The sequence below is a fragment of the Thermodesulfobacteriota bacterium genome (genome assembly GCA_040758155.1).
In the GTDB taxonomy this organism is placed as follows: Bacteria; Desulfobacterota; Deferrimicrobia; order Deferrimicrobiales; family Deferrimicrobiaceae; genus UBA2219.
The window spans coordinates 1-11181 of the sequence record JBFLWB010000003.1; the positions used below are offsets into that span (position 1 = coordinate 1).

The window sequence follows — 11181 nt, forward strand, 5'->3', positions numbered from 1 at the left end:
TGTCGGGAAAGGACTTCGTTCTGCGGTTGGTGTGGACCTTCATGAAGGGGAGCAAGGAGCGGTTGAAAGAGCTCGAGCGTGGAGTGCCCCAGGGGGACGTGGCCGCCGTCCGCCAGGCCGCCCACGCGTTGAAGGGGAACGCCGGCCAGATCGGGGCGGTCGCGCTGATGCGCGCCTGTGAACGGTTCTCCGGGATCGGCGCGCCGGAGTTGGAGGCCCGGGGATGGGAACATCTAGAGAAGGTCAAGGAGGAGTTCTCGCGCGCACGGGTCGAACTGGAACGTTTCCGGGGAAGCCGGACATCCGCCGTCTCTTGAGCGGGTCGCCTCAGGCGGTATCGCTCCCTGGAGGGCCGGTGGGGGAATGCATCCGGGCCACTGACCGCTCCTGGGCCCTCGTCAACCGCTCCATAAGCCGGATCTCCCGCGGACCGACCCGCATGGCGGTGTCGACCCAGATCTCGCCGACCGCCAGCATGTCCTCGTACCGGACGGGGGCGAGTTTCCTGCGGACCCGCTGGACACCTTCGCGGGCGTTCTGCTTCCCCTCGTTCCGGACGATATAACCGTACAGGGCGTTTTCCCCCTCCCCATCCTCCGCGAGAACGTCGACGATCCCTTCCGCGTACATCTCCTCCGCGCGATACATCTTCCCGTTCAGCAGCATCCGTTCCGTGCGGGGCACGCCGAGGCGGCGCTGGAGCAGGTTGTACGCCCCCATCCCCGGGAAGAGATTGAACAGCACCTCGGGGAACCCCATCTGGGCGCTTTTTTCCGCGACGATCAGGTCGGCCGCCAGCGCCACCTCGAGCCCTCCGCCGAAGGCGTTTCCCTGCACCAGCGCGACGGTGGTGAGAGGGAGATGGAACCCGACGATGTACGGGTACAGGGTGTCGATACAGGCGACGGCGTATTTCCGCAGGGTTACGTCGTCGCCGGTCGTCACGCAGCGGGAGAACAGATCGAGGTCTCCGCCGAGGTTGAACACGCCCGGCGTGTTGGACGCCACGACGAAGTAGCGGATGGCGCGCTGCGCCTCCTCGTCGCCGTCGGCCAGCCGCTCCACGCAGGCGAGAAAATGCCGAAGCTCGGTGAGCAGCTCGAAATAGAAGCACGGCCGGTATTTCGGGTCGAGGATGAGCCACAGCGCCTTGTGGCGCTCGTCGAAGCGCGAGGCGATGTGCGTATAGGACGTCTCGAGGGGGAGATGCGGGTGGAAGGCGACGGGCATCTTCGGGGGATCCTCCGCGCCGAACGAGACTATCGAGAAATGAACTCGGAAGCATTGTAACACTAAAACTCCAGATAGCAATGATTCCCTGACCGACTCCCCGGCCTGCCTTTCCGGCTTGACGCCGCTTGCGCAGCGGGTATACTTACCGGTAGGTAAGTTCAGGGGGCGGCGGAAGCCGGGGAGAGGGAAGGATGGCCGACGTTCGCGAAAGGCTCCTGGGGAGCGCGGCGGCGCTCTTCGCGAGCAAGGGGTACGCGGCGACCACCGTCCGGGAGATCGTGGAGCGCGCGGGCGTGACCAAGCCCGCCATGTACTACTACTTCCGCAGCAAGGAAGGAATATACCGCGACCTGATGCAGGGCCCGCTGGACGGGTTCGTCGGGCGGATCGAGTCGGTGATGAGGGAGAAGGGCACCTGCCGGGAGCGCCTGTCGCGCATCTGCCTGTACGCGTACGACGATTTCGTCCGGAATCTGGACCTGGCGCGGATTCTGTTCTCGTTCTACTACGGCCCGCCTCAGGGCGCTCCGTTCGTCGATTTCGACGCGGTCCATCTCCGCTTTCAGGATTGCGTGATCCGGGTGCTCGAAGACGGGATCCGCGGCGGGGAGATCCGCAGGGGGAATCCGGCGGACATGATGTGGGTCGTGGCAGGGGCCGTCAACGTGGTCATGGAGCTGGAGCTTTGCCGGCCCTCCCAGGCAGTCGGGCGCAAGGGGATCGAGCGGATGCTCGACGTTATATTCGAAGGGATCGCCGGGAACGGGGCCCGGGGAAAGGGGAAGGAGAGATGAGCCGGAAGTCGTTTCCCGGAGCGGCGCTGCTGGCGCTGCTGGTCGCCGTTTCGGGCTGCTCGTCGGACGGGAGCGCGAGCCGCGGGGAGGGAGGCTCCGCCGGAAAGCCGCCCGTCGCGGTGGACGCCGCGCAGGCGTCGGCCGGCGACGTCGAGGAGGGGATCGACGTCGTAGGGACCCTCGCGCCGAAGTACCAGGCCGAGATCAAGTCGGAGTACGGAGGGCTCGTGTCGAAGATCCACGTGCACGACTGGGCCCGGGTCCGGAAGGGGGATCCGCTCCTTTCCGTGGACACGCGGGAAGGCGAGGCGGCGCTCCAGAAGGCCCGCGCCGCCCTGGAGATGGCGAAGGCAGGGTTGCTCGAGGCCCGGGCGGCGGGAAGCCGCGCGGAGCGGGAGCACGAGCGGGCGCTGCGGCTTTCCGAAGCGGGGCTGATCACCCGACAGGGGATGGAGGACGCGGTGACGCAGCGTGAGGCGGCCGCCGCAAGGATCGCGGCGGCGGAGGCGCAGGTGGCGGCGGCGCGCGAGGACGTCGCCCAGATCGCCACGCGGCTCACGAAGGCCGTGATCCGGGCGCCGCTCGACGGGATCGTCGAGGAGCGGCTGGTCAACGTCGGCGACCTCGTGGGCGAGATGCAGAAGGTCGTTTTCCGGGTCGTGGACAACCGGATGCTCGAGCTCACCGCGACTGTTCCGTCCATGGAGATGTCCCGGCTGCGGCCGGGGATGCCGCTGCGGTTTACGACCGACGCGTTCCCCGGGAAGGCCTTCCGGGGGAAGGTCACCTGGATCAATCCCTCGGTGACCCCGGGCGACCGCTCCGTGCGGGTGGTCGCGGAGGTGCCCAACGTTCCCGAGGTCCTGAAGGGCGGCCTGTTCGTCAAGGGGCGTATCGTGACGGGGGAGAGGAAGGGGGTCGTTCTCGTCCCGCGCGACGCGCTGCAGTCCTGGGACGCCGCAAGCCGGAAGGCGACGGTGTTCGTCGTCGAGGACAACGTGGCGCGCCTCCGCGGCGTGGAGACGGGAGAGACGCGGGAGGAGACCGTGGAGGTCTCGGCGGGGTTGCGGACGGGGGAGACGGTGGTCACCCGCGGCGCCTTCAACGTGAAGGACGGCGACGCCCTGAATGTTTCCGCCGCGCGGGGGATTTGACCCATGCTGCTTTCCGACGTTTCCATCAGGCGCCCGATCTTCGCCGCGGTCCTCATGCTGTCGCTGGTGACGCTCGGCGCCTTCTCCTACAAGCGGCTGGCGGTGGACATGTTCCCCGACGTCGAGATCCCCGTGGTCACCGTCGTCACGAAGTTCCCCGGGGCCTCTCCGGAGAGCGTGGAGCGCGAGGTCACCAAGCGGATCGAGGAGGCGGTCAACCCGATCGCCGGGGTGAAGCGGGTGTTCTCCACGTCCCGGGAGAGCGTCTCCAGCGTCGTGGTGGAGTTCCGGCTCGAGGTAAACATCAACGACGCGGCGCAGGAGACCCGCGCGAAGGTGAGCGCGATCCGGGGGGAGCTGCCGGACGGGATCGAGGAGCCGATCGTCCAGAAGCTCGATTTCGGGGCGATGCCCGTCGTGTCGCTCGCGATGCGTTCGGAGCGGCTCGGCCGGAAGGAGCTCACCAGCCTGGTGGAGAAGAAGATCCGGCGGCGGTTCGAGAACATCCCGGGCGTCGGGAAGGTCGACCTCGTGGGCGCGTCGAAACGCGAGGTGAACGTGGACGTCGACCCGGTGCGCCTCGAATCGCTCGGGATGACGGTGGACGAGGTCATCGCGGGGCTGGCCGGGGAGAACGTCAACACCCCGCTGGGGCGCCTGACGCGCGGAGGCGCCGAGTATCCGCTGCGCGTCTCCGGGAAGCCCGCGGCCGTCGAGGAGTTCCGCGGCATGGTGGTGGCCCATCGGGGAGGACGGCCCGTGCCGCTGGGGGAAGTTGCGTCGGTGACCGACGGCATCGAGGAGCAGCGGTCGCTGGCGCTGGTGAACGGCGTGCCGGCCGTGGCGCTCAACGTCACGAAGCAGTCCGGCGCCAACACCGTCGCGGTGGTCGACGCGGTGAAGCGGGAGATCGGGCGCATCCAGCCCGAGCTTCCGGAGGGGACGCGCATCGAGATGGTGCGGGACGCCTCGATCATGATCCGGGAGTCGGTGGCGGACGTGCAGGAGACGCTGGTCCTCGGAGGGATCCTCACCATCTTCATCGTGTTCTGCTTCCTGAATTCCTGGCGCTCCACGGTGATCACGGGGCTGACGCTCCCCATCTCCGTCATCTCGTCCTTCATCGTCATGAACTTCATGGGGATGACGCTCAACGTGATGACGCTGATGGCGCTGTCGCTGGCCATCGGCCTGCTCATCGACGACGCCATCGTGGTCCGGGAGAACATCGTCCGGCATCTCGAAAGCGGGCGGGACCACTTCGAGGCCGCGGCGTTCGGGACCTCCGAGATCGGGCTGGCGGTGCTCGCCACCACCTTTTCCATCGTGGCCGTCTTCGTCCCGGTGGCGTTCATGAAAGGGATCGTCGGGCGCTTCTTCTTCCAGTTCGGCATCACCGTCACCTTCGCGGTCCTGGTCTCCCTGTTCGTCTCCTTCACCCTCGATCCGATGCTGTCGTCGCGCTGGCACGACCCCGACATCGGGCGGACCGGGAAGCGCAACCCGGTGGCGCGGCTCCTGGACCGGTTCAACGCCTGGTTCGACCTGTCGGCCGACCGGTACCGGCGGGTGATCGCCTGGGCGCTGGATCATCGCTGGATCGTGGTCGCCCTGGCCACGCTGGCCTTCTTCGGGGGAGTCGGCGTGTTCGCCGGCCTCAAGAGCGAGTTCTTCAGCGAGTACGACCGCGCGGAGTTCCAGGTGAACTTCAGGACGGCGCCCAACGCCTCGATCGGGGAGACGACGGACCGCCTGGAGCTGCTCGTGGGGGAATTCCGGAAGATGCCGGAGGTGGAGCACACCTTCGCGACCATCGGGGCCGGGGATACCGGGACGGTCCGGGACGGGATGATCTACGTCAAGCTCAAGGAGAAGAAGGAGCGCGCGCGGGACCAGGCCGCGATCCAGCGGGAGGTGCGGTCGCGGCTTCTCGCGGTTCCGGGGATCGTCCCCTCGATCGTGGAGGTCGGACGGATGTCGGGAGACAAGCCGCTGCTGGTCAACATCCGCGGGGAGGACATCGCCCTCCTGAAGCGGTATGCGGCGCAGCTCAAGGCGGAGATGTACCGGATCCCCGGGCTCGTCGACCTGGAGGTCACGCTGGAGCACGACATCCCCGAGTACCGCCTCGTGGTGGACCGGGAGAGGGCGGCGGACCTCGGCGTGAACACGGGGACGGTTTCCCGGACGGTGGGGGCCCTGGTGGGCGGACAGGTGGCCACGACGTACGAGGATCAGGACGGCGACGCGGTGGACGTGCGCGTGCGGCTTCCCGAAGATCTCCGGGTGGAGCCGTCCCAGGTCGCGCTGCTCCGCGTGGCGGTTCCTGCGGGCGGGGGGGAGCCGGGGCTGGTGCCGCTGTCCGAGCTGCTCCGGTATCGCCTGAGCGCAACGCCGTCCGAGATCAACCGGCAGGATCTCACCCGCCAGGTAGTCGTTTCCGCCAACCTCGACGGCCTTCCGCTGGGCGAGGCGATGGAGAAGGTCCGGGAGGCCGCCTCCCGGATGGACATGGCCCCGGGGTACCGCGTGGTGTTCTCCGGGGAGGGGGAGGATATGGTCGAGTCGTTCGGGTACATGGGGGAGGCGCTCCTGCTGGCCGTGATCTTCGTCTACCTGATCCTGGCCGCGCAGTTCGAATCGTTTATCGACCCGCTGGCGATCATGCTCTCGCTGCCGCTTTCCGTCGTCGGGATGGCGGGGATGCTGTTCCTGACGGGGGACACGCTCAACATCATGTCGCTCATCGGATTGATCCTGCTGATGGGGCTGGTGACGAAGAACGCCATCCTCCTGGTCGATTACGCCAAGGTCCTCCGGGGCCGGGGGATGGAGCGGGCGGAGGCGGTGATCGCCGCGGGGCGCACGCGGCTGCGCCCGATCATGATGACGACGCTGGCGATGATCTTCGGCATGCTCCCGCTCGCCCTGGCGCTGGGCGCGGGAGCCGAGATGCGGGCGCCGATGGCGCGCGCCGTCATCGGAGGGCTGATCACCTCCACGCTGCTCACCCTGCTGGTGGTTCCGGTGGTCTACACGCTGCTGGACGATTTCGGTAGCTGGGTCCGGCGGAAGTGGGAGGGGAAATCGCCCGCCGCGGCGGCGCTGCTGCTGGCGCTCTGCGCGGGCGCGGCGCTCCTTCCGCGGAGCGCGGCCGCCGCGGAAGGGCCCGCGGCCGGGGCCGAAGCGTACACGCTCGACGGCGCGCTCCGGGCGGCGCTGGAGAGCAACCGGGACATCCTGGCGGCGGAGGAGGAGCGAACCCGCGGCACGGGGAGATACGTCGAAGAGCGGGCGGCGGCGCTGCCGCAGCTCACCGGCGCGGCGAGCGCGGCCCGGGCGTACGACGGGAGCCTGGCGCTGACCCCCGGGGCGGAGCGGAGCACGCGGTACGCCGCGCAGCTCGGCCTCTCGCAGCCGCTCTACTCCTCCGGGACGGTGTCCGCCGGGATCCGGGCGGCGAAGTTCGGTCTCGCCTCGGCGGAGGAGCGGATCCGCACCGCCCGCCAGGCGGCGTTGCGGGAGGTGTTCGCGGCGTTCCACGACGTGCTGCTGGCGCGGGAGCTTTCCCGCATCGCGGAGCGTACCCGCGACCAGCGGGCGAGGCACCTCGACGAGGCGCGGAAGAAATTCCTGGCGGGGACCGCCACCGACTACGACGTGCTCGTGGCGGAGGTGGCGCTGAAGAACTCCCTGCCGGAAGTGCTGCGGACCGGGAACCTGGTCCGGACGAGCCGGGAGCGGCTGCGCTTCCTCATCGGGCGCGGGGAGCGGGAGGCGGACGCGGCGGGGGACCTCTCCGTCCGCGTCGCGCCGTATCCCGATTACGAACAGTCGCTGGCCGTCGCGCTCGAAAAGCGCCCCGAGCTGTCCGATGTCCGCAACCGGGCCGCGATCGCCGGCGAGCTGGTGACGGTCGCGAAGGGGGGGAACCGGCCGCGGCTGGACTTCCAGGGGACGCTCGGCTGGCAGGACATCGATTTCGACCTGTTCGAGGTCGACGGGCGGGTCTGGTCGGCCGGAGTGTTCGCGACGTGGACGCTGTTCGACGGCCAGCGGACGCGGGGGCGCGTCGCGCAGGCGAACAGCGACCGCGCGTCCTTAAGGATCGAGGAGGCGCGGCTGCTGGACGCCATCGCGCTCGAGGTCCGCGACTCCGTGAACGCGGTGCGGGAATCCGGCGAGACGGTGGCGGCGCTGTCCGGCACGGTCGAGCAGGCCGAGCGGCTCGTCTCGATGGCGGAGAAGGGGTACGAGTACGGGGTGATGACGCGCCTGGAAGTGGACGACGCGCAGCTCAACCTGGCCCAGGCGCAGGGGAACCTGGCGCGCGCCCGGCGCGACTACCTCGTCGCGGGAGCGAACCTCCGCCGCGCGATGGGAACGCTGGGGGACGACCTGGAAGTTACAGAGGCCGGGAAGCGGCCGTTCGTGCCGGCCGCCTCGCCGCTGGGGGTGGTGGGGGAGGTCCTTCGGGGGCAGCCGGAGCTGCCTCCCAAGGGAGGCGCCCCTTACTTGAAGTGACGCTTCAGCTTCCCTTTCAGCCGCAGCACGGCCTGGGCGTGGAGCTGGCAGATCCTCGGCTCGCCCAGGTTGAAGATCCGGCTGATCTCGCGGAGCGTCAGGTCCTCGTAGTAGTAGAAGGCGATGAGCTGTTTCTCGCGCTCGGGCAGCATGTCGATCGCCCGGCCCAGCAGGTCCTTCAGCTCGCGGGTCAGCTCCTCCTCGCGGCTTTCCTCCCTGGCCGCTTCGGCCAGGAGCTGCCGCATGCCGGCCCCGGTCTCCTCGTCCTCGTCCTGGATGGCGTCGAGCGAGAAGACCGTCACCCCCGTGAACATCGCGAGCTGCTTGCGCAGTTCGTCGACGGAGATCCCGAGATCCGCCGCCACTTCCTCCTCTTCCGGCGGGCGGCCCAGGACGTTCTCGAGCCGGGAGTAGGCGGCCTGCAGGCGGGTGGAGTGCTGACGCACCGACCGCGGGAACCAGTCCATCTCCCGCAGGTAGTCGAGCATGGCGCCGCGGATCCGGAAATCGGCGTAGGTCCGGAACTTGATTCCGCGCGAAGCGTCGTACCGCTCCATCGCGTCGAGCAGCCCGAGGACGCCGGAGCTGACCAGGTCGTCCGCCTCGATGTGCGAAGGCAGCCGCATCTTGAGCCGCATCGCCTGGATCCGGATCCCGGGGAGGAATTCCGTGACGACGCTTTCCCGGTCCAGGGAGCGGCGCTTCCTCGCCGGCTTGCGGGATTTCCGGAGCGTGCTCTCTGCATTTGCCTGCAACATGGCGGCTACCTCGCGTATGGGGTGCGGCGTTCGACAGCACCCGGAAAGCGAGCAAGCGGCATGCCATGGGTTTGAAAATACTAACTAAATGATTTTATTCAGGAAAAATGTCAGGAACGGAACGGCGGCGGGGGGGAAACCGTCAATTCCTCCGGGGGAGCGTCAATCTGTTGACGGTTGGATCGGAAGCAGGATCTGCGCGGTGGTGCCTTCCCCCTCCCGGCTTTCCAGCCGGAAAAATCCGCCGTGCCTGCGGACGCAGCGGCAGACCATCGGGAGTCCGAGCCCCGCCATCCCTTCTTCGGGCTTCGTCGTGAAGAACGGCTCGCACACCTTCTCCCGGATGGGTGGGGGGATGCCGCGCCCGTTGTCCGTCACGCGGATGGATACGTAGTCCCCCTCGGGGACCGGGACATCGTCGAACTCGACGCTCCCGTCGGAGACGAACGGCTCCGTGGAGATCGTCAGCAACCCCCCGCCGGGCATGGCCTCGCACGCGTTGGCTGCCAGGTGGATCAGCGCGCGGACCAGCGTGTCCGGGTCGGCCATCACACGATCCCGGGACGCGCGCAGGTCGGCGCGGATCTCCACGTTCCCGGCGGCCGCCGCGGAGAGCTCCCCGACCGCCTCCTCGACGAGGCGCCGGACCTCCACCGGGCGGGGCTCCGGCGACCCCCGGCGCGACCATTCGAGCATCCGGCGGGTCAGCTCGGCCGCCCGCCGCGCGGAACGCTCGATCTGCTCCGCCGCGTCGCGGCCGCCGCTCCCTTCCGGGAGCGAGTTCCGGAGGAAGGATGCGTAGCCGAGGATCCCCGTCAGGAGGTTGTTGAAGTCGTGCGCGAGCCCGCCGGCGAGGTAGCCGAGCTCCTCCATCCTCCGGGCCCTCGCCAGCCGCCCTTCCGCGGTATCCGGGTCAACTGGAGGAATGGCTCTGCTCCCGGTCGTCGATCTGCTTCCGCTTGAGCATCTCGACGAGCGTCGTCCGCTTGAGCCCCAGCAGGGTGGCCGCGCGGTTCTTGTTCCCCCCCGACAGGTGGAGCGCCTGCCGGATCAGGGCGGTCTCGAAGTCGGCGGTCGCGGTGCGGATATCGAGGCCGCTTTCGCCCAGGACGGGAATGGCGGTCTTGAGGAACTTCTCCGAGCGGCGGATCTTCTCGGGGAGATCCGCCGCCTCGATCCACCCGCTTCCCTTCAGCACCACGATCCGCTCGACGAGGTTCTCCAGCTCCCGCACGTTCCCCGGCCACGGGTAGCGTTGCAGCATCTCCATGGCGTCCTCCCGGATCCCCTCGAGGGAGCGCCCCTTCTCCCGGTTGTACCGCTCGATGAAGTGGGCCGCGAGCACCGGGATGTCGTCCCTGCGCTCCCGCACGGGAGGGATGCGGATGGGGATCACGTTGAGGCGGAAGTACAGGTCCGCGCGGAAGCGCCCCTCGGCGACCTCCTCCTCCAGGTCCTTGTTCGTGGCGGCGACGACCCGGACGTCCACGGGGACCGGCCGGTTCCCTCCGACCGGGGTGACGGACTTCTCCTGGAGGACCCGGAGCAGCTTCACCTGCAGGTGGGGGCTCATCTCGCCGATCTCGTCCAGGAAGATCGTCCCGTTGTGGGCCGCCTCGAACTTCCCGGGGCGGCTGGCGTGCGCGCCCGTGAACGCCCCCTTCATGTGGCCGAACAGCTCGCTCTCCAGCAGCTCCGCGGGGATGGCGGAGCAATTGATGGGAACGAGCATCCGGTCCGCCCTCGGGGAGAGGTAGTGGATGGCCCGCGCCACGAGCTCCTTCCCCGTGCCGCTCTCCCCCGTGACCAGGACCGTGGAGTTGGTGTCCGCGACCTTCCGGACCAGGGCGAGGACCTCGCGGATCGGGTCGCTGATCCCGATGATGTGCTCCAGTCCCCCGCGGCCCCGGGCGAGCGTCCGGAGGCTCGCGTTCTCCTTGCGCACGCTGGTCAGCTCGAGCACCCGGTCCACGAGGTGCGCGACCTCGTCCACGCTGAACGGCTTCGTGATGTAATGGAAGGCGCCCATCTTCATCGCGTTGACGGCGGACTCGACCGTGGCGTGGCCGGTCATCAGGATGACCTCGGCGTCGGGACGCGTCTTGCGGGAGTGGGCCAGGACGGCGAGCCCGTCCGGGCCGGGCATCTTCAGGTCCGTCAGCACGACGTCTACGGGGTTCTGGTCGATGGTCCGGATCGCTTCCGCCCCGGTGCGGGCTTCGTGGACGATCAGGTCGGGTCGCTCGAACACCTTTCGCAGGAGGGAACGGGTGGACTCGTCGTCTTCGGCGATCAGCAGCGATTTCTTCATCCCCTAAAGTTTACCCAATGCGGGGCGGCCGGTAAAGTTTCCCGCTCCGCCGGTCGATAAAAGCTACCGGCGGGGGCGCCGGCATGGCAAACGGAGGGAATGACCGCGTGAGAGGGTCCGGTCGTTGACCGCGACATCCGAAGGGAACTGGGGCCGCCTGATCGACGAGGCCGGCAGCGCCGTGGCCATCCTGTCCGCGCCGCGCCAGCGGCGGATCGAGGAGATCCGCGAGGCGCTGCGGAACGGGACATACCGCGTCGAGGGACGGCGGGTCGCGGAGAAGATGGTTTCCGACGCCGTCCGCCTGTTGAGGGAACGGATCCGCTGAATCCTGTTGCCATCCCGCGCCGGGATGGATTATCTTCGCAGCATGCGCCTGCTGATCGACGGGACGGAGATCCCCCTCG

Annotated in this window: 9 protein-coding genes; 5 read left to right on the plus strand and 4 right to left on the minus strand. The window is 68.6% G+C overall.

Features of this window, described 5'->3' with window-relative positions:
- A partial coding sequence (locus tag AB1346_00210) for an Hpt domain-containing protein (GenBank protein ID MEW6718856.1) occupies positions 1–317 on the plus strand: 317 nt, incomplete at its 5' end.
- Between the two features lie 10 nt (positions 318–327).
- On the opposite strand, the gene AB1346_00215 is transcribed toward AB1346_00210, so the two are convergent.
- Entirely contained in the window at positions 328–1230 is a 903-nt protein-coding gene (locus tag AB1346_00215) for a crotonase/enoyl-CoA hydratase family protein (protein MEW6718857.1), read from the minus strand.
- 194 nt (positions 1231–1424) lie between these two features.
- On the opposite strand from AB1346_00215, the gene AB1346_00220 reads away from it, so the two are divergent.
- Genes AB1346_00220 through AB1346_00230 form a run of 3 tightly spaced genes read left to right on the plus strand, consistent with a single transcriptional unit; the run spans position 1425 to position 7705 of the window.
- On the plus strand, positions 1425–2027 hold the full coding sequence (locus AB1346_00220; protein MEW6718858.1) for a TetR/AcrR family transcriptional regulator: 603 nt from the start codon (positions 1425–1427) through the stop codon (positions 2025–2027).
- On the plus strand, positions 2024–3181 hold the full coding sequence (locus AB1346_00225) for an efflux RND transporter periplasmic adaptor subunit (GenBank protein MEW6718859.1): 1158 nt from the start codon (positions 2024–2026) through the stop codon (positions 3179–3181). Before AB1346_00220 ends, AB1346_00225 begins: the two co-directional genes overlap by 4 nt.
- A gap of 3 nt (positions 3182–3184) precedes the next feature.
- Complete coding sequence (locus tag AB1346_00230) at positions 3185–7705, plus strand: efflux RND transporter permease subunit (GenBank protein ID MEW6718860.1); 4521 nt, start codon at positions 3185–3187, stop codon at positions 7703–7705.
- Here the strand turns inward: AB1346_00230 and AB1346_00235 are convergent.
- From AB1346_00235 to AB1346_00245, 3 genes are all read right to left on the minus strand, one after another.
- Positions 7693–8463 carry a FliA/WhiG family RNA polymerase sigma factor gene (locus AB1346_00235; GenBank protein ID MEW6718861.1) on the minus strand — a complete coding sequence of 257 codons (771 nt, stop codon included), beginning with the start codon at positions 8461–8463 and terminating at the stop codon, positions 7693–7695. The two genes, AB1346_00230 and AB1346_00235, sit on opposite strands and share 13 nt — an antisense overlap.
- 162 nt (positions 8464–8625) lie before the next feature.
- Positions 8626–9336 carry an ATP-binding protein gene (locus tag AB1346_00240; GenBank protein MEW6718862.1) on the minus strand — a complete coding sequence of 237 codons (711 nt, stop codon included), beginning with the start codon at positions 9334–9336 and terminating at the stop codon, positions 8626–8628.
- 40 nt (positions 9337–9376) lie between these two features.
- Positions 9377–10774: a sigma-54 dependent transcriptional regulator gene (locus AB1346_00245; protein ID MEW6718863.1), complete on the minus strand. Its 1398-nt coding sequence runs from the start codon at positions 10772–10774 to the stop codon at positions 9377–9379.
- Positions 10775–10898: 124 nt separating this feature from the next.
- On the opposite strand from AB1346_00245, the gene AB1346_00250 reads away from it, so the two are divergent.
- A complete protein-coding gene (locus AB1346_00250; protein MEW6718864.1) occupies positions 10899–11102 on the plus strand; it encodes a flagellar biosynthesis anti-sigma factor FlgM in 204 nt (67 codons plus the stop codon).
- The last annotated feature ends 79 nt before the right edge of the window (positions 11103–11181 follow it).